Source organism: Salinigranum marinum (assembly GCF_024228675.1).
GTDB classification, from domain to species: domain Archaea; phylum Halobacteriota; class Halobacteria; order Halobacteriales; family Haloferacaceae; genus Salinigranum; species Salinigranum marinum.
The window spans coordinates 3,318,902-3,337,944 of the sequence record NZ_CP100461.1 but is presented as its reverse complement, the minus strand read 5'-3'; the positions used below and the strand labels follow the sequence as shown (position 1 = coordinate 3,337,944).

The window sequence follows — 19,043 nt, the reverse complement described above, 5'->3', positions numbered from 1 at the left end:
TGCCTTCTCCGGCATTCGTCACCCCGCCAGTCGGGCGAGAAACGCCGCCGCCTCCGCGCCGTCGAGCCCCGCACGCCCCAGGGTTCGGTCGTGGGCGTCGCTCCCACCGGTGCGCAGCAGTCCGGCGTCGCGGACGACGCGTTCGATTCGCTCGGTTGGGACCGACCGGCCGTACGCGTAGTACCGTTCGACGGCTCCGAGGTCGCGCGCGAGGTCGAGTGCCCGGTCGACGTCGGGATACCGAAAGGGATGGGCGAGCGAGACGACCGCACACGACTCGCGGAGGAGTTCGGCCCCGGCGTCGAACGTCGGGAGCGACCGAGGGACGTAACACGGGCAGTCGCTCCCGATCAGGTGGTCGAACGCCCCCTGGTAGTCGTACGGCGCGTCGCTCGCCGCCACGGCGCGGGCGATGTGGGGTCGGCCGATGCCGTCGACGAGGTCGACGGCGAGCGTCGTGTCGGTCTCGTCTTCGACGCAGTCGACGATCGCGCGGGCGCGCTCAACCCGGTCGCGCTGGAGGCGGTCGAGTTCGGCGGCGAGCGCGCTCGCGTCACGAACCGCGTAGCCGAGGAGGTCGACGCGGATATCGCCGGCGTCGACCCGGAGTTCGACGCCGCGGACGAGACGGACGCCGTCTCTGACCGTCACGGGCGCGTCGAGGCCCGGGTGGAGCCGGTCGTGGTCGGTCACGGCGACCGTCCCGACGCCCGCCCGGCGCGCCGCGGTCGGCACCTCGTCGAGTTCGAGCGTCCCGTCCGAGGCGGTCGTGTGGACGTGCAGGTCCAGCCGCGGCCCGCCGTCGCTGGTCATACCCGACGCTCCGCCGCCGCCACGCAAAGCGCTTGCGTCGCACTCGTCGAGAATGTCTCGACCGGCCGGTCGTCGAGCAAAAAGTATCATGACAGTACATGACATTTTAGGAGGCTAAGGAGCCCTCATCCGACTAAGGATGTACATGGAAAACCGTTATAGTTGTGGCCTGGATCCTGTTGAATGTAATGCGCCTAAACGGCACCCAGGAAGTCATCGACGCGACCGACTACCCGCTCAGCAGTGAGGAGTTCATCTCCGAACACGGCGAGCACGTCATCGAGCACGCGAACGGGTCGGAGACCGTCGCGGAGGTACTCGGTCGCATGGGTCCGGAGACGTACGCCTGCGCGGACGACGTCACGACAGCCCTCTACACCGGTGTCTCCCACGAAGCGATCGGACGGCGGTTCTACAGCGACCGCGACGCCTACGCGCTCGGCGAGGACGGTCCGACCCCCGAGTCGTTCTGAGCGCCGCCCCGCTCGTCACCGACGGACGGAGTTGACGGTTCTTTCTCGCGGACGGTAAATCTTCAGAACGGCAGATCCAGCGGGACGCGTCCCTTGGTGTAGCCCTCGACGCGACCGTCCGGGCGGGTCCGGAAGACGGCGGCGGGGCGGTGCCGGACCTCCGGTTGTTCGCCGAGCACCGCCTGCCAGTCGTCGTCGGGGAACGACGAGCAGTCGACGAACAGCACCGCGCCGCCGCCGTGGTGTTCGAGTTGGCCATCGGTCTTCGTCTGTGCCGTGTCGCGGACCGCGACGACGGGGCTGTTCGCGGCCCGTCTGTTCGGCGGGAGCGGCCGCGTCACCTCCACGAGCGTGACCTGGCCGTCCTTCTCCACCCGGAAGTCGAGCGAGTGCCCCGTCGTCACCTCCGCCTCCGGTTCGAGCGCGTAGCCGGCGTCGTGGAGGAGTTTCGCGACGTTGAACTCGCCCATCGCGGCGCTCATCCGGACGAGGTCGAGCGACTGCGAGGTGCCGAGCTTCCCGGCCATCACCTCGCGGTCGGCGTCGAGCACGCCCGTCGCGAGGAACGACTCGTAGAACGCGAGCGCCTCGTCAGCCGTGGCGTCGGGGAAGCCGGCGGCGTGTTCGGCGAAGAACGACCTGGTGGTGTCGCGGCCGTCCTTCGAGCAGAAGACGGGGAGGAAGAACCACGAGAGCTTCGGATACTCCGTCAGCCACGGCGACTCCTCGTGGAGTTCGGCCAGGAGTTCCCGCTCGACCCACTCTGTGAGTTCGGCCGGGGCGGCCTCGAGGGCGATCTTGTCCGTCCGCCAGAGCGCCGAGGGCGTCTCCGTATTGCCGACCCAGTAGGCGACGTCGTCGGTCCACGCGAGGAGGGCGGTGTCGCCGTTGTCCATGTCGAACCGCCGCGCGTCGTAGCCGTCGGGCTGACGGTACCACGGGCGGGACATCGTCGCCCCGAGGTTGCCGTCGAGATCGGCGTACACGTCACGCCGGACCCGGGCGAGCGTCCACCGGCCGGGGGCGTGTCTGAAACGGAGTGGTCGTGCCACGACCGTCCTACTCGGTCGGGGCGTTTATACTGTCGGTCGTGGCCGCGCGGGGGCCGACGTGGTCGCCCCGAAATCGACCCGCGAGGATCGCCGTGCGAAGGGTGGCCGGCCGCGTCGCGACGCGCCGCCCGTCGTCTCGGCCGATCGCCGACGGCAGCGAGGTTCGTTACCCGCCCGCCGGCCGTTGATTTTTCCACCACTGGGGGGTCGTTCACCGGAAATTATATATTGGCAACATTCCAAGGTAACACGTACCATGTCAATGGGTGCCTATGACGAGGACGAGCACGAGCGCCGCGAACAGAAGACCTCGACAGTGGACGCCGCGTTCGACGACGAGCGCGTCGTCTACCACGGCACGCTCGAGTACGACTCCGGTGACTCCACTGAGGCACTTCTCGACCAGTTCAAGCGGATCAAACAGCAGTAGCGTCCTCCGTTTCGATCGTCGCGAACGCCACCGTCGAGACGACGGTCACCGCGACGACGTGTCCCGCGACGGCCGCGAACAGCACGGGCTGCTCCCGGAGAAACGGCAAGAGCGCGATCTGGATCAGTCCGAACGCGACGTTGTTCGCGTCCGTTCGCCTGAGCGCCGCGGCGGTGTCGGCGTCGAACGTGTACCGGTACGAGCGCCACGCCGCGACGACGGCCGCCCACCACGACGTCCCGATGCGGTAACAGAGGTCCCAGAGGACCAGTAACATGAGGTAGACGACGATCACCGGCGGGTCGGGGCCGAGCAGCGCCGGCAACAGCGCCGAGTCGCCCGACTGCGGACCGTAGACGAACAGGTGGGTGACGAGCGCAACGAACGCTAAGACGCCGAGCACCACCTCGATCCCCGAGGAGAAGAGAAAGCGCTGGTACGTCGGTGGCAGGTCGAGTTTCCGCGTGGCGGTGCTGAACCGGAGCATGAGCGCGCTCCCGACCGCCGCGACGCCGATGGCGGCCGTTCCCGCTGGCACCACGGCCCAGAGATCGTACACCCACGCGAGGACGAACAGGCTCGCCTGGAAGATCGCGATCTGCAGCGCGATCGCCGCCCGCCCCGACAGCGAGGCACCGGGGAGCGCGCCGACGATGCTCTCGTACACCCACGTCTCGCCGTACTGCGGCGCGTCCTCTCCCGCCGCCGTCATCGTCGCGTCGTCCCCGTCACTGTACCCCCGGTCCCGCCTCGGTCTCCGGCCCGGACTCGAAGCGGTCGTCGGCCGGTTCGCGGACCTCGACGGTCAGCGTCCGATCCGGCTCCGGTTCGTGCCCAAGCGCCCGGGCGACGGCGACGTCGAACGGGGTATGATCGACCTGGACGAGCCCCTGGATGCGCGTGTCGCTCACGACGACGGGGTTTTTCAGCCCCTCGATGAGCGGGTGGGCGACCTCCCGCGGCACGTCGGTCACCAGGTCGAGCCAGTACGCCGACAACCGCGGCGTGAGCACGGGCACCGAGACGATGTGCGGCTCCTGTCCCAACTGGCGTCCCGTCCGTCGCATGATCTCGCGGTAGGTCATGACCTCGGGCCCGCCGACCTCGTACGTCTCCCCGACTGTCTCGGGGACGTCGAGCACGCCGACGAGGTAGGCGACGACGTCGTCGACCGCCACCGGCTGGCACGGGGTCTCGACCCACCGCGGCGTCACCATCACCGGCAGTCGCGACGAGAGCTGGCGGATGAGCTCGAAGCTCGCGCTCCCCTCGCCGATGACGATCGCCGCCCGGAGCGTCGTCAGCGCCGCCGTCCCGTCGCCGAGGATCCGCTCGACCTCCCGCCGCGACCGGAGATGCGGCGACAACCGGTCGCTGTCAGCCCCCAGCCCGCCGAGGTAGATCACCCGCTCGACGCCCGCCTCCGAGAGCCCGCGGGTGAACGTCCGCGCGGCCGTGCGGTCCCTCGTCTCGAAGTCGCTTCCCGTCCCCATCGAGTGGACCAGGTAGTACGCCGCGTCGATCCCCAGCGGCGACAGGACCTCGCCGAGCGTCCCCTCTATCGGCGTCGCTGACGCCGCGTTCGAGGCGTCGTCTCCGTCGCCAGGATCGACGAGCCGGAACGGCCCCGACGCGACGAGGTCACCCTCGACCACGTGCACGTCCGGTGGGCCGCCGTATCGCGTCGCGTCGCGGGTCAGGACGGCCACCTCGTGTCCCGCCGACAGCAGTGCCGGGACGAGTCGGCTCCCGACGAACCCTGTCGCACCCGTGACGAATACCTTCATACACTCTTCCAGGGGCGGAAACGAATTAACCCTTGCCGCCGGATCAGCCCTCGCCGCCGGGATGGATCGCGTCCCACCCCGGCGTCGCCGGCGCTCCCGCCTCGTCTTCGATCCCGAGCGCCGCGTTCGAGGCGTCGTCGCCGACGGCCGTCGCCCGGGCCGCCCAGGCGTCGAGCACGCCGGAGAGCCACGACGACGATCCCAGGACCGCCTCGCGAACCGCCGCCGCACGGTCGTCGTCGACCGTGAGCGACCCCGGCAACGAGGCCACCGCGTATCCGACGAACTCGGCGCGGTCGGCGGGCCGGAGCGTTCCGGCGACGAGGCGGTCGGCCACGCCATCGAGGCGGGCGGGGTCGGGGTGGGCGAACACCGTCGTCCCGAGCGCCGCCGGCCCCAGCCGGAGGTGTCCGGTCGGCGGATCGCGCCCGTCGACGAGTCGCTCCCCGCCGTAGACGCGCTCGACCCGCTCGCACTCGGTCTCGCGGTCGAGCGCGAGGTTGTGGCCGGGGTAGTCGGCGCACTCGCCGGGGTACAGGTGGTCGCCGTGGATCCGACACTGCAGGCTGTCGGGGTCCAGAAAGACGCACCCCCGGAGCCACCGGCGGTCGAGGCCGAACGGCGCGACCGGTTTGGGCGGCTTGCGGAGGCCGACGACGAACGCCGGCCGGCCGTCGATCGCCGCTACCGCGCGGTCGTCGATCGTCACTGACGCGTCGCCGTCGGCCGGTCGCCAGAGCCGGGGCGTGAGCGCGTCGCCGTGGCCCGCGTCGACGAACCGCCCGATCTCGTCGCGCGTCAACGAGACGAGGTTGTACGTGTCGTCCAGCGGGAGGCGTCCGCTTCGGCGCTCGTGGTCCAGAGGCACGGGTGAAACGGGCCGCCAGTCGATGCAACAGCCCGCACAGCCCTCGCAGTTCACCTCCATGCGTGTGGTACGGTGTTGCACGTCATGAAACTATGTTATCTTTCGAACAAGTTTCGACTCCGGTGAACGTGTCGGACGTGTTCGGTCGGTGGCGGGAGGAGTGATCGGTCGGTGTGAGGAGCAGGAACAGGTCAGTCGACGTGGCGCAGAGAGAACGATAGCACGGTCGCCAGGGCGGTGCGGCCACGAGCCTCCCCAACCGATTCGGACACTCGCTCACGGTGTTCGCTCGTGTCCTCATCCCTCGCGCGGCGGTCCGACCGGCGTCGGACCGGCCGCGCCACCGCACCCCGTGCCATTGTTCCGGCCTGTACGCTGTCGGGGCCATCGGGCCGAGGCCACGGCGTGCGAGGGACCGCGGCCGGGCTCCGTCCGGGCCGTCTCGGCTGGGGAAGAGAAGACGGTTCGTCGCGTCCGTGCCCGCGCGTGAGGGCAGCGCACGGCCGTCTCTCGATGTCTCGCGGGGCCCGATCCGGAAGCCACGCGACCCCCGTCGCGCTTATCCGACGCCCAGCCCTACGTCGGGCGATGGGCGTACAACGCTGCGACGGCTGCGGCTCCAAGGTCAGAATCGGCGGCGGCATCGGCGACTTCTGGACGTTCGCGGGCGAGTCCTCCGGTGGGATCGACCTCGAACTCGCCGACGGCACCGATCACTTCCTCTGCTTCGACTGCGTCGAGCGACTCCCCGAAGAGCGCGACGCCACCGAAGCGGACGTCGCCGCTCTGTCCGAGGACGCCGCCGGCGACGCCAACGAACGCTAGCTTTACCAGCCGCAGTCACGACCCTCCGGTGTGGATCCCGCCCGCATCGTCGACGAGTTCCCCGCGCCCGCCTACCGGGGCGCGCAGGAACGGGCACTGCGTGACATCCGCGACGCCTTCGCCGCCGGTAACGACGTCGTGTTGGTCCGCGCGCCGACCGGGAGCGGGAAGTCCCTCCTGGCGCGCGCCATCTGCGGTGCCGCGGCGACCGTCGAGGAGTCCAGACCCAGGGACGCGACGGACGCGTACTACACCACGCCGCAGGTCTCCCAGCTCGACGACGTCGCCGCCGACTCCCTACTCGACGACTTCCAGGTCATCCGGGGCAAACGGAACTACAACTGCATCCTCGACGGGGAGGAGGATACCCCCGTGAACCAGGCACCCTGTGCCCGCCAGCGGGGGTTCGACTGCCCGGTCAAACACCGCTGTCCGTACTACTCCGCGCGCGCAATCGCCTCGAACAGACGGATCGCGGCGATGACGCTCGCGTACTTCATGCAGACCGCGGGATCGGACGTCTTCCGCAAGCGGGACGTCGTGGTGATCGACGAGGCCCACGGCCTGGCGGAGTGGGCCGAGATGTACGCCACGATCGATCTCACCCCGCGGACGGTCCCCGTCTGGGACGACCTCCGCGTGCCCGCCGTTTCCGACGCCGAGGACCCCCTCGAACGCACGGTGAAGTTTGCCGACGCGCTCGTCGGCACGTGCACGCGGGCGAAGGATGCGCTCCTCGCGAAGTCGGAACTGTCGCCCGACGAGGCGGCCCGCCGCGACCGCCTGCAGGAACTCATCTCCGAGTTGAAGTGGTTCGTCGACGACGCCCGCGACCCGCGGTCGCCGACGACGTGGGTCGTCGACCAGCCCGACGGGGCCGGGTCCTCGATACGGATCAAACCCCTCGACCCCGCGCGCTACCTGAAACACACCGTCTGGGACCGCGGCAACCGGTTCGCTCTGCTGTCGGCGACGATCCTCAACAAGGCGGCGTTCTGCCGCGGCGTGGGACTCGACCCCGACCGGGTCGCGCTCGTCGACGTCCCGCACACCTTCCCCCTGGAACACCGGCCGCTGTACGACGTGACCCAGGGGAAGATGACGTACGACCACCGCGACGAGACGATCCCGAAGATCGCACGCCTGCTCGTCCGTCTTTTAAGTGAGCATCCCGACGAGAAAGGGCTCGTTCACTGTCACTCCTACCACATTCAGGAGCGTCTCCACGACCGCCTCGCGGGGATGGGCGTCGGGGCGCGGGTCCACGCACACGACCGCGACGACCGGGACGCGGCGTTGACCCGATGGAAGGAGCGTTCGGATCCCGACCTGTTCCTCTCGGTGAAGATGGAGGAGGCGCTCGACCTCAAGGGCGAGCTCTGCCGGTGGCAGGTCATCTGTAAGGCGCCGTATCTCAACACCTCGGACTCGCGGGTCGCGCGCCGACTCGAAGACGGCCAGTGGGCGTGGTACCACCGCGCCGCGCTCCGGACGGTGATCCAGGCGTGTGGGCGGGTCGTCCGCGCGCCCGACGACTACGGCGCGACGTATCTGGCGGATTCGAGCCTCCTCGACCTGTTCGACCGCGCGCGGACCGACCTCCCGCCGTGGTTCAGCGAGCAGGTCGACGCGATGTGTGTCCCGGACCTCCCCGCGTTCGACCCGGCCAGCGCGCTCGCCGGCGTCGACGCCGCGCCCACGCCGGGACGCGTCGAGCGCGGGTCACGGGGATCGCGGGGGTCGTCCGCGTCGTCGAACTCGGGTTCCACCTCTCCCGGGTCCGCATCCTCGTCCACGTCGTCGACGTCGTCTTCTGCTCCCTCTTCGTCATCGTCCTCGTCGTCCTCGTCGTCCGACGACGGCCGCCGTCACCCGCTATCGGACGTCTGGGGCGAGTGAGACGCCCGCGAGGACGGAGCAGTCGCGCCGTTCTCCCGCCAGGCGACGCCGTCAGCCGTGGCTCGGCACCGCGTCGACCGGCGAACGAAACGAACTTCCACCGAATCCGACGCTCCGCCGACGTAACTAACATGATCGTTCATTATTGTAACTAATCGTCAGCCTATACGGGACAAAAACTGGTGGAATAAGCACGTTATGGCGAGAGTACCTGCAGCTTTGACACAGTATCTCACGATATACTTAACAACCATGCACCTGTACAGATGATCGTACGACGATGCACACACACGCCCTCACAACGGCGCTGACCCTGTACCGCAGCGGAACCCTCTCGCTGACACAGGCGGCACACCGTGCCGGCTGCTCGGAGTCCGAGATGGTCCGGTCGCTCGGCAGGCACGGCATCGCCGTTCGGGAAGCGTTCGTCTCACACGCGGCCGCGAAGAACCGGTCCGCCAGCGCCGACTGACCGCGTCGCTCGCTCGGTCGACGGCCGACTCCAGCTCGGCGTCGTCCCCGCTAGCCGAACCGCAGCCCCGCTCGTCGGGTTCGCCATCCGACGGACCGTTTCGCCGGCTACGCCGGCCCGTCTTCGTCGTCCTCGTCGGTCGAGCCGGGGAGGATGTGTAATCCAGCGCGACTCTTGAGCACCCGCACCGTCTCGGCCGACGGATCGAAGTAGTCCGGGCGTGGGACCGTCTTCGCCTCGTACGTCTCGGGGTCGAGGAGCTGCACCGCGTGGTCGTCCTCGACGGTGACGACGGTGGTCTCCGCGCCGTCCGACCGCGTGCCGAGCCGACGGGCGTCCGGTGCGATCCCCTCGTCGAACGCCGCCTCGTAGCTCTCGCCCGTCGCGAGCCGGACGCCCTTCAGCCGCCGGCGGGCGCTCCGGACGAGGACCGGTCCGTCGCCGTCCTCGGGGTCGACGACGGTCCCCGGCGGGTACCGCGGGAGTCGCACCGCGAACGTTACTCGGTACACTTCGTTGCCGTCGCCGTCCTCGGTCACGAGCGTCGGGTACTCCTCGACGTTCCCCCCGAGTTCGCGCGTGATCCGTTTGGCGACGCCGCCCCCCATCTGGTTCGTCGAGATCTTGATGTCGACGCCGTCGTCCTCCTCCGAGACGTCGGAGATGAACGCGTTGCGGTCGCCCGTCGCCTCCCGTTCGGCGATGTACGCCTCGGCGATCTCCACCGCGCGCGAGCGCTCCTCTGACGTCGGCGTCCGGTCGTCGGCCCGCACCTGGACGAGCGCGGCGTAGTAGCCGCCCGCGATGCGCCCACAGCGGTTGCACGTCCCCCGGGCGATCAGCACCGGGACGGTGACCGCCTCCTCGACGTGCGTGCCGCGGACGACGCCCGAGAAACTACAGTGCATCCGGATCGTGTTCTCGTCGACCTGCTCGGCCTCGACGCCCCACCGGACGTCCTCGGCGTTGAGGTGGACGCCGAGCGCCGCGGTCACCTCGTCGACGGCGACGTCGGTGTAGTCCTGTGCGCCCACGTCCACCCAGCGGTTCCCGCGCTGGACCGCCCCACAGCTCGAACAGACCTGGACCTCGATGCGCTCGGGCGCGTCGACGAGGTCGAAGTCGGCGAAGTAACAGGCGTTACAGAGCACCGCGTCCCGCTCGCGTGGCTGGCCCGGGAGCGGCTCGGAACGGTCGGGGACCGGGTCGCCACAGCGGGGGCAGAACTCGCGGGACTCCGCGTCGGTCATGTGCTCGTCTACCCCGCGAACGTGGTTAAGCCCCGCGAACCCGCTCGGGCCCGCCTCACGCGTCGGTCTCGTCAGTTCCGTTGGGCCCGTTGGCCTCGTCTGGATCGTCGAGATACGACAGCGCCTCCGCGTCGCGCACCTGTCGGAAGTCGCGGTAGTACTGCCCGACGGCACCGAACAGCTCGGGTGTGTCGACCGCGACGACGGTCGCGCCCTCGTCGCGGACCCGCGCCGCGGAGTCGGGCGACGCGACCGGCACCGCGAGCACCACGGCCTCGGCACCGGCCGCCTGCACCTGCCGGACGCACGCGAGCGCCGTCGCCCCCGTCGCGAGACCGTCGTCGACGACGACGGCCTGCTTGCCCGCCAGCGGCGGGAGCGGGTCGCCGCCCCGGTACTGCCGAACCTTCTGCGAGGCGGCGGCCTGTCTGTTCGCCTGTTCCGTCTTCAGGTACTCGTCGTCGACGCCGAGTCGGGCGACGAGGTCGTCGTTCGTCCAGACGCTCCCGTCGCCGGCGACCGCGCCGACGGCGAGTTCGGGGTTGCCCGGCGCGCCGACTTTCACCGCCACGACCACGTCCAGCGGCGCGCCGAGTCGGTCCGCGACCGCTCGACCCACCGGGAGGCCGCCGCGCGGGATGGCCAACACCACGTCGGCCTCGATGCCCTCGCTCACGAGCCGGTCGGCGAGTCGCTCGCCCGCATCGGTCCTGTCAGCGAACATACGTCTGGTACGTCGACCGAGCCTAAAACCTCTCCCCCGAGGGAGCGGAGCGACCCCACGCCGTCTCGATCTCTCAGATCGTCAGCGCCGAACGCCGCGAGTTCCGGCCAGTCGGCCGGCTCACTCCGCCAACAGCGACGGCTCGGGCACGTCCTCGTCGGCGGCGTCGCGCCACGAGTGCGCGGGCGTCCAGCCGAAGCGGTCGCGGGCGGTCGCGGTCGAGAGCGCCGACTCGTCGCCCTCGACGGCGCAGTCGTCGGGTAGCCCGCCGAAGAACGCCTCGACGGCGTCGACGGTGGGACGGTCGAGGTAGTTGTCCGCGGCCGCGGCGTGGACCGCCTCGTGACCCGTCCCGTCCCACGCGAGCGCGCTCGCCACGAGCGAGGCGACGTCGCGGACGTCGACGTACGACCAGAAGTTGCCCGCGCCGCCTTCCAGGCCCTCGTCGGCCACGTCGCGGCAGGCGTACTCGCCGGGGTACTGGATCCACGACGGGCGGATCGAGGTGACGGGGACGTCGTACCGCCGAGCGACCATCTTCGCGACCGCCTCGCCGGCGACCTTCGAGGTGCCGTAGGGGTCTTCGGGGCGCTGTGGGTGCGATTCAGTGATCGGGAGCGTCTCGGGGAGCGCCTTCTCGCGGGCGAACGCCCAGCCGTAGGTGGACTCCGAGGAGGCCCAGACGGTCCGCGCACCGACGCGCCCGGCCGCCGTGAGGGCGTTGTACGCCGCGAGGACGTTCGTCTCGAACACCCGCCCGCCGGGGTGTCGCGTCGGTGCCGGGATCGCCGCCCAGTGGACGACAGCGTCGGGGTCGATCTCCGAGAGGAGGTCGAACGCGTCCCCCCTGTCCGTGAGGTCCGCCGCGCGGAAGTCGACGTGGGCGCGCTCGGCCACCTCGAAGCCAGGCTGGTCGTAGTCGACGCAGACGACGTCGTAGTCGCCGGCGAGGCGGTCGACGAGCCAGCGGCCCGACCGACCCCGGCCACCGGTGACGAGTACGGTCTCCATACCCACCGGTAGACGGCGGATGTAAAAGAAAACACCCGAACCGTCGCGTCCGCGACGGCACCCCGACCGCGTCAGTACGGGGTGAAACCGTGCACCTCTCGTGCGTGTGCGAGGAGTTCCTCCGTGGTGTCGAAGGACTCACCGCAGCTGCACGTGTGGTACGCCGATTGGGGTGTTTGACCAACGGCCATAATTCTACTCCCGCGTCGATCCATAATAATCTTTCGTAGGTTGTGCGCGAACACGTCGCATATGCTCGCATCGACGACTGTTCGTCACGCTGTTTACTCGGTTCGTAGTCGTTTGTCACAGTGATCGAGGAGGATATGAACACGTCACGGACGATCGTCGGACGGCGGTGCTCCCGATCGGGAACGCCGGTCGTCCGGACCCGGCAGGGTTTATGCCGTCGAGACAGTAAGAGCGAGCATGCAGTGGAAACCAGACTGGGGGCTCCGCGGTCGGATGGCTCTCACCATGTTCCTGCTGTTCGCCCTCTACATCATCTTCGTCGGCGTGTTGAGCCTCTACTTCGGGAGGCTCCTGCCCGTCGTCGCGTTCATGGGGATCTTCCTCCTCGGACAGTTCTTCTTCAGCGATAAGCTCGCGCTGTACAGCATGGGCGCACACGTCGTCGAGGAAGACGAGGCCGACACGGAGATGCGGAAGGTTCACCGCATGGTCTCACGCCTGTCCCAGCAGGCCGACCTGCCCAAGCCGAAGGTAGCGGTCGCCGACACCTCGATTCCGAACGCGTTCGCCGCCGGGCGCTCGCGGAAGAGTTCGACCGTCTGCGTCACGCGCGGCATCCTCCGGAGCCTCGACGACGACGAACTCGAAGGCGTCCTCGCACACGAACTTGCCCACATCAAGAACCGCGACGTGATGGTGATGACCATCGCGTCGTTCCTCTCGACGCTCGCGTTCTTGATCGTGCGCTGGGGCTGGTTCCTCGGCGGGAATCGCGAACGGGGCGGCGCGCCCGTCATCGTCGCCATCCTGGTCTCGCTGGTGGTGTGGATTGTCTCGTTCCTGCTGATCCGCACCCTCTCGCGGTACCGCGAGTTCGCCGCCGACCGCGGCGGAGCGGTCATCACCGGCAAGCCCTCGGCGCTCGCCTCGGCGTTGTTGACCATCGAGGGTCGGATGGACCGCGTCCCCAAGGAGGACCTGCGCGAGCAGTCGGAGATGAACGCCTTCTTCGTCATCCCGATCAAGGGCGACTTCATCGGCCGGGTGTTCTCGACGCACCCCTCCACGGACAGGCGAGTCGAACGGCTCCGCGAACTGGAGCGGGAGATGGAAGCGTAGATGGGCCTGTTCGACTCGCTTCGCTCCGTCCTGGGCGTGAGCGCCGAGGCCGACGCGACCCGCGCAGCCGACCCCGAGGACCTCTTCGGGATGTCGACGGCCTACCTCACGATGGAGGCCGACCTCGGCCTCCCCTCAGCCGGAGAGGCCGCCCTCTGTTTCTCGAACGTCGACTCCACCGACTTCGCGTCGACCGTCGAGGAAGTCGAGACCATCCTCGACGCCGGCCAGGAAGAGACCGGAACGAAACACTGGCGCCACAGCGACGACTACGGCTACCACTGGTTCGTGCTCAGCGATTCGGACCCCGAAGACCTCGTTACCTCCGTGCACTTCGCGGCCGACGAGTTCGTCGAGCGCGGTTACGGCTCGCGACTGCTGGCGGCGCTGTTCGCGTTCGAGGGGGACCAGGGGTACGTCTACTGGGTCTACTCCTTCCGGCGGGGGGCATACTACCCGTTCGCCCCGACGGGGACCAGTTCGCGCGACTCGAAACGGGAGTTCAAACTCCAGTCCGTGCTGGACGGCGAACTCGCGGTCGAAGGCGACGAGGGTTACTGGTACCCGCTCTGGCCCGACCGCGCCGGCCAGCATCCGTGGGAGTGACGGCGGCGGCGGTTCGCCCCCGACTCCGGTGAGTTGCTGAGAAGGCCCCCGGATGCGGTGTTCGCGGGAGAGCGGTGACGGCCGGAAAGGCGGTTATACCACAGCCTCCCCAGCCGATTCCTTCGCGCGCGGGTCGCGCTCACGGGGGAGCGCGACGCCACGCGCCACCGTAGCGGCCACCCGCGACCGCAGCTCGTTCTCGGCCCGATTCCGGACCACCATCTCGCGCGGTATCCGATTTGAACCCGTTGGCGCTGTCGCAATCGTTCCCGCTCCGTCTACCGGTTACACTTTCACTATGCTGTTAACAAGCTTTTATGTACGAACGGGCGGAAGGGACGTGTACATGCCAGACGACGACCTCGAGTCCCTTCCCGGCGTGGGGCCGGCGACGGCAGACAAACTCGTAGAGGCAGGCTTCGAGAGCTACCAGTCCATCGCGGTCGCGAGCCCCGGTGAGCTGTCGAACACCGCGGACATCGGCGAGTCGACCGCGTCGGACATCATCAACGCCGCGCGCAAGGCGGCGGACGTCGGTGGCTTCGAGACCGGCTCTGCGGTGTTGGAACGCCGCAAGCAGATCGGCAAGCTCTCGTGGTACATCGACGAGGTCGACGACCTCCTCGGCGGCGGGCTCGAAACGCAGTCCATCACCGAGGTGTACGGCGAGTTCGGGGCCGGCAAGTCGCAGGTGACCCACCAGATGGCGGTCAACGTCCAGCTGCCGACGGAGGTCGGCGGGCTGCACGGGAGCTGCATCTTCATCGACAGCGAGGACACGTTCCGCCCCGAGCGGATCGACGACATGGTCCGCGGCCTCGACGACGAGATCATCCAGGCGACGCTGGACGACCGCGAGATCGAGGGTTCGCCCGGCGACGAGGCGGCCATGGAGGAGCTCCTCGCCGACGTTCTCGACCGGATCCACGTCGCGAAGGCGTTCAACTCCAACCACCAGATCCTCCTCGCCGAGAAGGCCAAGGAGCTCGCCTCCGACAGCGAGGACGACGAGTGGCCCGTCCGCCTGCTCTGCGTCGACTCGTTGACCGCGCACTTCCGCGCCGAGTACGTGGGGCGGGGCCAACTGGCCGACCGCCAGCAGAAGCTCAACAAACACCTCCACGACCTGATGCGCGTCGGCAACCTCTACAACAGCGTCGTCCTCGTGACGAACCAGGTCGCCTCCAACCCCGACTCGTACTTCGGCGATCCGACCCAGCCGATCGGGGGCAACATCCTCGGGCACACCTCCACGTTCCGGATGTACCTCCGCAAGTCGAAGGGCGACAAGCGGATCGTCCGCCTGGTCGACGCCCCGAACCTCCCCGACGGGGAGGCCGTGATGCGCGTGCAGGACGGCGGGCTCAAGCCCGAGTAACCTCCAGATCCCTTCTCCCGGTCCCGACGGCGGCCCGCTCGCGGACGGCCTCGCTCTCCGTCGGTCGTCGATCGTTCGCGTCGACGACCGACGGTTCTCACACTCTTGGAAACTATGCACAATATTATCTACCAGGAAGCCGTCACTCTATACACTGGTGACACCTTCATGAGCACACTCACACCCGACGTCACGGTCGACTCGCGCGGTGCCGGCTGTCCCGGTCCGCTGATGGACCTCATCGGGAAGGTCAAGAAGTCCGAGCCGGGGACTGTCATCGAACTACAGACCTCGGATACAGGGTCGAAAGACGACGTGCCCGAGTGGCTCGACAAGGCGGGCCACGAACTGCTCGACGTCGTCGAACACGACGACTACTGGAGCATCTACGTCCGAATCGGCTGACAGATCGGGACCGAGACGCCTGCACGACAGCCCGACGCGAACCAACTCACACCACACACCACACACCACACACCATGACACACCGAATCGCCATCGTCGGCGCGGGCACCGGAGGATCGGTGCTCGCGAACCGACTCGCGGACCGGCTCGCCCCCGAGATCGACGCGGGCGACGTCGAGGTAACGCTCGTCACCGAGAGTGAAACGCACGTCTACAAGCCGATCTGGCTCTACGTCGCCTTCGGGAAGCGTGACCCCGCCGACGGTCACAGGCCGGTGGCGGAGCTCGTCGACCGCCGGGTGTCGCTGCGGTTCTCGCGCGTCGAGGCCATCGACACCGACGGCAAGACGCTGTCGCTGAACGGCGGCGACACGCTCGGCTACGACCAGCTCGTCCTGGCGACGGGTGCGCGCATCGTCCCCGACGAGGTACCCGGGCTACGCGAGGCGGCCCACGACTTCTACAGCGAGGAGGGCGCGCTCGCCCTCCGCGACGCGCTCGCCGACTTCACCGAGGGCCACCTCGTGCTCTCGGTCGTGGGGACGCCACACATGTGCCCCGCCGCGCCCCTAGAGTTCGTCTTCATGGCGGACGACTGGTTCCGCGAGCGCGGCATCCGCGACCAGGTCGACATCACCTACACCTACCCGATCCAGCGCGTCCACGGCAAGCCGACGATCGCCGAGTGGGCCGCGCCACGGATGGAAGAGCGGGGGATCAACGCCGAGACGTTCTTCAACGTCGAGTCGGTCGATTCGAAGGGCAAACGGCTGGTGTCGATGGAGGGCGAGACGCTGAACTACGACATGCTGGTCACCATCCCGCCGCACGACGGCGTCCCGATGATCCGCGAGGCGGGCCTCGGCGACGACGGCTGGGTCGAGGTGGACCGCAACACGCTCGAGGCGGTCCACGCCGACGACGTCTTCGCGCTGGGCGACGCCTCCGACGTTCCCGCGCCGAAGGCCGGCAGTGCCGCCCACTACCAGGCGAGCGTCGTCGCCGACCGGCTCACCAGCCTCGTCCACGGCGGCGTGCCGACGGCGACGTACGACGGGAAGACCGTCTGCTTCCTCGAAGCCGGGATGGACGAGGCCACGTTCGTCTCGTTCGACTACGAGAACGAGCCGTACCTGCGGCCGGAGTCGCGGCCGGTCCACTGGGCGAAGCTCGCGTACAACGAGTCGTACTGGCTGACCGCCAGGGGGCTGCTGTGAGGTGGTTCGATGAGTGAATCATCCTCCCTCGACGGGCTCGACGCGTCGGAGTACGACTCGCTCGAAGCGGCCATCGCCGAGAACCCCGACACCGTCGCCGCGTTCGTACGCCGGCTCGACGCGGTGAACGAACTGCTCGACGTCGTCGCACTCGGGACCTCCGCGCTCGAAGACGACATGGTCGCCGAACTGGCGGGGACGGCCGCGACGCTCGCCGAGGCGGGCGACGGACTCGCCACCGACGAGACGGTTCGGCTCGCCTCCCTCGTCGGCGAGAACGGCGACGAACTCGCGTCCGCGTTAGAGACGCTCGTCGCGCTCCAGCGCGCGGGGACGCTCGACGAACTCGTCGGGATCGCCGACGCGCTCTCGCTCGCGACGGCGGCGCTCGAAGACGACATGATCGCCGAACTCGCCCGGACCGGCTCCCGACTCGGCGAGGTCGCCGACGAGGCCGCCGACCCCCAGGCCGTCCAGGGGCTGACGCGGCTGGTGCGGGCGGTCGGCGACGCCGAGACGGCCGAACACGACCGGGTCGGCCCCGTCGGACTCGTGCGGTCGACCCGCGATCCCGAGGTGCAGGCGGGGCTCGGCTATCTGCTCGCACTCGCGCGTGCCGTCGGCCGGCAGGCCTGAGCCGCCGCGCTCCTGCCCGCTCGCGCGAGTTTTATGCGTGGGCCGTGCCGTTTCGCTGTATGCACGCGACCGACGCGGCGTCGCCGACGGACCGCCGTCGAGGCGATTCGTACCGCTCGACTCGAACCCGATCCGTCCGCCGCGCTCCGCGATCAGCGCGATGATGGTCACGTCCCACGCCGTCGTCGGCGTGGCCGTCACGGCACCGTTGCTCGTGGTCGCCCCGGAGTTCGCCGCCGTGGCCGCGCTCGCGGGGTTCGCCGGCGGCGTCGCCCCTGACCTCGACCTCCTCGTCGGGACCCACCGGAAGACGCTGCACTTCCCGCTCCTCGGCTGGGTCGCCGCCGTCCCCGCCGTCGGGGTCGCGGCGCTCGCTCCGACCGCCGTCACGGTCGCGGCCGCGGCCTTTCTGGTCGCCAGCGCGGTCCACGCCGGCATGGACGCGTTCGGCGCGGGCGAGGAGATGCGCCCCTGGGAGCGGACGACGACCGACGCGGTCTACCTCCACCCCGCCAGCCGGTGGCTCCGTGCCCGCTACTGGGTACCGTACGACGGTTCCCCCCGCGACCTCGCGCTGACGGTCGGTGGCGCGCTTCCCGGTCTCCTGTTGTTCTCGGGGAGCATCCGCCTGCTCTGTGCGCTCGCGGTCGCCGTCGCGGTCCCGTACACGCTGCTCAGAAAGCGGCTCCCGCCGTACTTCGAGCGGATCGTCTGAGCCGCTGCGGGCGTCGCCCGACCGCCCGCGCGGACGTTCCGCCTCCGCGACAGCTTTACGCCGAACGAATCCTACGATGCGGTTATGCCCGAGACGACGCGGCTGTCGGGGGATCAGCGGTGACCGCCGAGAGCGGAACCGAGGCCGGTGCCGGGAGCGACCACGTGGGGCGGCAGGTTCGGTTCGTCGCGCCACACCACGCCGAAGTCGCTCGGATGCCGATCGAGACGCCCGGGGCCGGCGAGGTGCAGGTCGAGGCGTCGCTGTCCGCGATCAGCCCGGGGACCGAACTCCTCGTCTACCGGGATCAGGTCCCCGACGACGTCCGGCTCGACGAGACCATCGACTCGCTCGACCGCGCCGCCACCTACCCGCTCTCGTACGGGTACGCCGCCGTCGGCACGGTCACGGCCACCGGCTCCGACGTCGACGACGAGTGGGTCGGCCAGCGCGTCTTCGCCTTCCACCCCCACGCCAGTCACTTCTGCGTCACGCCCGAGGCGCTCGTCCGGCTCCCGCCCGGCGTCGACGACGAGGACGCCGTCCTCCTGGCGATGGCCGAGACCGCCGTGAGCCTCGCCATGGACGGCCGTCCGCGCGTCGGCGAGCGCGTGGCGGTGTTCGGGCAGGGCGTCGTCGGTCTCCTCACGACCGCGATGCTCTCGCGGTTCCCCCTCGACCGACTGGTCACGTTCGACCACTACCCCGCCCGCCGGGAGCGTTCGCGGGCGCGCGGTGCCGACGCGAGCCTCTCGCCCGACGCCGCGGGCGAGGCGTTCGAGGCGGGCGACCGCCGCGCCGACCTCTCCTACGAGGTGTCGGGGAACCCGGCGGCGCTCGACGCGGCGATCGACACGACCGGCGACGACGGCCGCGTCGTCGTCGGCTCGTGGTACGGCTCCAAACCCGCGACGCTCGATCTCGGCGGACGCTTTCACCGGAGCCACATCCGTCTGCAGGCCAGCCAGGTCTCGCGGATCGACCCCGCTCACGCGGACCGATGGGACAAGGAACGACGGATGGGGCTCGTGCTCGACCTGCTGTCGGAGCTCTCTCCCTCGGAACTCGTGACACACCGACTGCCAGTCGAGGAGGCACCCCGGGCGTACGAACTGCTCGATCAGTCGCCCGAAGAGACGCTCCAGGTCGTCTTAGAGTATTAAAAATCCGC

Annotated in this window: 21 protein-coding genes; 13 read left to right on the top strand and 8 right to left on the bottom strand. The window is 69.3% G+C overall.

Annotated elements, in window-relative coordinates:
- Window positions 1-18: 18 nt before the first annotated feature.
- Window positions 19-813 (bottom strand): PHP domain-containing protein, encoded by a 795-nt coding sequence (locus tag NKJ07_RS16670; protein WP_318567913.1) that lies wholly within the window; start codon window positions 811-813, stop codon window positions 19-21.
- A 188-nt stretch (window positions 814-1,001) separates the two neighbouring features.
- Between NKJ07_RS16670 and NKJ07_RS16665 the strand changes: the two genes are divergently transcribed.
- A complete protein-coding gene (locus NKJ07_RS16665) occupies window positions 1,002-1,286 on the top strand; it encodes a DUF5789 family protein (protein ID WP_318567912.1) in 285 nt (94 codons plus the stop codon).
- A gap of 62 nt (window positions 1,287-1,348) precedes the next feature.
- On the opposite strand, the gene NKJ07_RS16660 is transcribed toward NKJ07_RS16665, so the two are convergent.
- Complete coding sequence (locus NKJ07_RS16660) at window positions 1,349-2,338, bottom strand: DUF5784 family protein (RefSeq protein WP_318567911.1); 990 nt, start codon at window positions 2,336-2,338, stop codon at window positions 1,349-1,351.
- 256 nt (window positions 2,339-2,594) lie between these two features.
- Between NKJ07_RS16660 and NKJ07_RS16655 the strand changes: the two genes are divergently transcribed.
- Window positions 2,595-2,768 (top strand): DUF5786 family protein, encoded by a 174-nt coding sequence (locus NKJ07_RS16655; protein ID WP_318567910.1) that lies wholly within the window; start codon window positions 2,595-2,597, stop codon window positions 2,766-2,768.
- Here the strand turns inward: NKJ07_RS16655 and NKJ07_RS16650 are convergent.
- The 3 genes from NKJ07_RS16650 to NKJ07_RS16640 are packed head-to-tail and all read right to left on the bottom strand — an operon-like array spanning window position 2,755 to window position 5,483.
- Complete coding sequence (locus NKJ07_RS16650; RefSeq protein WP_318567909.1) at window positions 2,755-3,480, bottom strand: DUF7530 family protein; 726 nt, start codon at window positions 3,478-3,480, stop codon at window positions 2,755-2,757. The two genes, NKJ07_RS16655 and NKJ07_RS16650, sit on opposite strands and share 14 nt — an antisense overlap.
- 16 nt (window positions 3,481-3,496) lie before the next feature.
- A complete protein-coding gene (locus NKJ07_RS16645) occupies window positions 3,497-4,555 on the bottom strand; it encodes an NAD-dependent epimerase/dehydratase family protein (RefSeq protein ID WP_318567908.1) in 1,059 nt (352 codons plus the stop codon).
- 43 nt (window positions 4,556-4,598) lie between these two features.
- Complete coding sequence (locus NKJ07_RS16640) at window positions 4,599-5,483, bottom strand: YkgJ family cysteine cluster protein (RefSeq protein ID WP_318567907.1); 885 nt, start codon at window positions 5,481-5,483, stop codon at window positions 4,599-4,601.
- 528 nt (window positions 5,484-6,011) lie between these two features.
- Between NKJ07_RS16640 and NKJ07_RS16635 the strand changes: the two genes are divergently transcribed.
- The 3 genes from NKJ07_RS16635 to NKJ07_RS16625 all read left to right on the top strand — a co-directional run bounded on the left by NKJ07_RS16635 (window position 6,012) and on the right by NKJ07_RS16625 (window position 8,619).
- Entirely contained in the window at window positions 6,012-6,248 is a 237-nt protein-coding gene (locus tag NKJ07_RS16635) for a DUF7561 family protein (protein WP_318567906.1), read from the top strand.
- A gap of 30 nt (window positions 6,249-6,278) precedes the next feature.
- On the top strand, window positions 6,279-8,147 hold the full coding sequence (locus NKJ07_RS16630; RefSeq protein WP_318567905.1) for an ATP-dependent DNA helicase: 1,869 nt from the start codon (window positions 6,279-6,281) through the stop codon (window positions 8,145-8,147).
- Between the two features lie 280 nt (window positions 8,148-8,427).
- Window positions 8,428-8,619: a DUF7317 family protein gene (locus tag NKJ07_RS16625; protein ID WP_318567904.1), complete on the top strand. Its 192-nt coding sequence runs from the start codon at window positions 8,428-8,430 to the stop codon at window positions 8,617-8,619.
- Window positions 8,620-8,726: 107 nt separating this feature from the next.
- Here NKJ07_RS16625 and NKJ07_RS16620 read toward each other — a convergent pair whose 3' ends face one another.
- The 3 genes from NKJ07_RS16620 to NKJ07_RS16610 form a co-directional block, all read right to left on the bottom strand.
- Window positions 8,727-9,869 (bottom strand): 60S ribosomal export protein NMD3, encoded by a 1,143-nt coding sequence (locus NKJ07_RS16620; RefSeq protein WP_318567903.1) that lies wholly within the window; start codon window positions 9,867-9,869, stop codon window positions 8,727-8,729.
- Between the two features lie 55 nt (window positions 9,870-9,924).
- Window positions 9,925-10,593, bottom strand: coding sequence for a phosphoribosyltransferase (locus NKJ07_RS16615; protein WP_318567902.1), 669 nt, complete (start codon window positions 10,591-10,593; stop codon window positions 9,925-9,927).
- A gap of 120 nt (window positions 10,594-10,713) precedes the next feature.
- Window positions 10,714-11,604: an NAD-dependent epimerase/dehydratase family protein gene (locus NKJ07_RS16610; RefSeq protein WP_318567901.1), complete on the bottom strand. Its 891-nt coding sequence runs from the start codon at window positions 11,602-11,604 to the stop codon at window positions 10,714-10,716.
- A gap of 429 nt (window positions 11,605-12,033) precedes the next feature.
- Between NKJ07_RS16610 and htpX the strand changes: the two genes are divergently transcribed.
- The 8 genes from htpX to NKJ07_RS16570 all read left to right on the top strand — a co-directional run bounded on the left by htpX (window position 12,034) and on the right by NKJ07_RS16570 (window position 19,035).
- The gene (htpX, locus tag NKJ07_RS16605; RefSeq protein ID WP_318567900.1) at window positions 12,034-12,915 is read left to right on the top strand and encodes a zinc metalloprotease HtpX; all 882 of its coding nucleotides are present in this window, start codon (window positions 12,034-12,036) and stop codon (window positions 12,913-12,915) included.
- On the top strand, window positions 12,916-13,521 hold the full coding sequence (gene pspAB, locus NKJ07_RS16600; RefSeq protein WP_318567899.1) for a PspA-associated protein PspAB: 606 nt from the start codon (window positions 12,916-12,918) through the stop codon (window positions 13,519-13,521).
- Between the two features lie 346 nt (window positions 13,522-13,867).
- Window positions 13,868-14,899, top strand: a complete 1,032-nt coding sequence (radA, locus tag NKJ07_RS16595; protein WP_318567898.1) for a DNA repair and recombination protein RadA — start codon at window positions 13,868-13,870, stop codon at window positions 14,897-14,899.
- A gap of 168 nt (window positions 14,900-15,067) precedes the next feature.
- The gene (locus NKJ07_RS16590) at window positions 15,068-15,304 is read left to right on the top strand and encodes a sulfurtransferase TusA family protein (RefSeq protein WP_318567897.1); all 237 of its coding nucleotides are present in this window, start codon (window positions 15,068-15,070) and stop codon (window positions 15,302-15,304) included.
- Between the two features lie 74 nt (window positions 15,305-15,378).
- Window positions 15,379-16,521: an NAD(P)/FAD-dependent oxidoreductase gene (locus NKJ07_RS16585; RefSeq protein ID WP_318567896.1), complete on the top strand. Its 1,143-nt coding sequence runs from the start codon at window positions 15,379-15,381 to the stop codon at window positions 16,519-16,521.
- Between the two features lie 9 nt (window positions 16,522-16,530).
- Entirely contained in the window at window positions 16,531-17,157 is a 627-nt protein-coding gene (locus tag NKJ07_RS16580; RefSeq protein ID WP_318567895.1) for a helical membrane plugin domain-containing protein, read from the top strand.
- Between the two features lie 160 nt (window positions 17,158-17,317).
- A complete protein-coding gene (locus NKJ07_RS16575) occupies window positions 17,318-17,872 on the top strand; it encodes a metal-dependent hydrolase (protein ID WP_318570481.1) in 555 nt (184 codons plus the stop codon).
- A 215-nt stretch (window positions 17,873-18,087) separates the two neighbouring features.
- The gene (locus NKJ07_RS16570; protein ID WP_425504772.1) at window positions 18,088-19,035 is read left to right on the top strand and encodes a zinc-dependent alcohol dehydrogenase; all 948 of its coding nucleotides are present in this window, start codon (window positions 18,088-18,090) and stop codon (window positions 19,033-19,035) included.
- Window positions 19,036-19,043: the final 8 nt, after the last annotated feature.

Excerpts from the sequence above, each read along its gene's own strand:
- NKJ07_RS16640 (WP_318567907.1), bottom strand. The coding sequence starts at position 5,483 with ATGGAGGTGAACTGCGAGGGCTGTGCGGGCTGTTGCATCGACTGGCGG.
- NKJ07_RS16575 (WP_318570481.1), top strand. The coding sequence starts at position 17,318 with ATGATGGTCACGTCCCACGCCGTCGTCGGCGTGGCCGTCACGGCACCG.
- NKJ07_RS16585 (WP_318567896.1), top strand. The coding sequence starts at position 15,379 with ATGACACACCGAATCGCCATCGTCGGCGCGGGCACCGGAGGATCGGTG.
- NKJ07_RS16570 (WP_425504772.1), top strand. The coding sequence starts at position 18,088 with ATGCCGATCGAGACGCCCGGGGCCGGCGAGGTGCAGGTCGAGGCGTCG.
- NKJ07_RS16670 (WP_318567913.1), bottom strand. The coding sequence starts at position 813 with ATGACCAGCGACGGCGGGCCGCGGCTGGACCTGCACGTCCACACGACC.
- htpX (WP_318567900.1), top strand. The coding sequence starts at position 12,034 with ATGCAGTGGAAACCAGACTGGGGGCTCCGCGGTCGGATGGCTCTCACC.
- NKJ07_RS16610 (WP_318567901.1), bottom strand. The coding sequence starts at position 11,604 with ATGGAGACCGTACTCGTCACCGGTGGCCGGGGTCGGTCGGGCCGCTGG.
- NKJ07_RS16655 (WP_318567910.1), top strand. The coding sequence starts at position 2,595 with ATGTCAATGGGTGCCTATGACGAGGACGAGCACGAGCGCCGCGAACAG.
- pspAB (WP_318567899.1), top strand. The coding sequence starts at position 12,916 with ATGGGCCTGTTCGACTCGCTTCGCTCCGTCCTGGGCGTGAGCGCCGAG.
- radA (WP_318567898.1), top strand. The coding sequence starts at position 13,868 with ATGCCAGACGACGACCTCGAGTCCCTTCCCGGCGTGGGGCCGGCGACG.
- NKJ07_RS16615 (WP_318567902.1), bottom strand. The coding sequence starts at position 10,593 with ATGTTCGCTGACAGGACCGATGCGGGCGAGCGACTCGCCGACCGGCTC.
- NKJ07_RS16635 (WP_318567906.1), top strand. The coding sequence starts at position 6,012 with ATGGGCGTACAACGCTGCGACGGCTGCGGCTCCAAGGTCAGAATCGGC.
- NKJ07_RS16665 (WP_318567912.1), top strand. The coding sequence starts at position 1,002 with ATGCGCCTAAACGGCACCCAGGAAGTCATCGACGCGACCGACTACCCG.
- NKJ07_RS16590 (WP_318567897.1), top strand. The coding sequence starts at position 15,068 with ATGAGCACACTCACACCCGACGTCACGGTCGACTCGCGCGGTGCCGGC.
- NKJ07_RS16645 (WP_318567908.1), bottom strand. The coding sequence starts at position 4,555 with ATGAAGGTATTCGTCACGGGTGCGACAGGGTTCGTCGGGAGCCGACTC.
- NKJ07_RS16625 (WP_318567904.1), top strand. The coding sequence starts at position 8,428 with ATGCACACACACGCCCTCACAACGGCGCTGACCCTGTACCGCAGCGGA.
- NKJ07_RS16650 (WP_318567909.1), bottom strand. The coding sequence starts at position 3,480 with ATGACGGCGGCGGGAGAGGACGCGCCGCAGTACGGCGAGACGTGGGTG.
- NKJ07_RS16580 (WP_318567895.1), top strand. The coding sequence starts at position 16,531 with ATGAGTGAATCATCCTCCCTCGACGGGCTCGACGCGTCGGAGTACGAC.
- NKJ07_RS16620 (WP_318567903.1), bottom strand. The coding sequence starts at position 9,869 with ATGACCGACGCGGAGTCCCGCGAGTTCTGCCCCCGCTGTGGCGACCCG.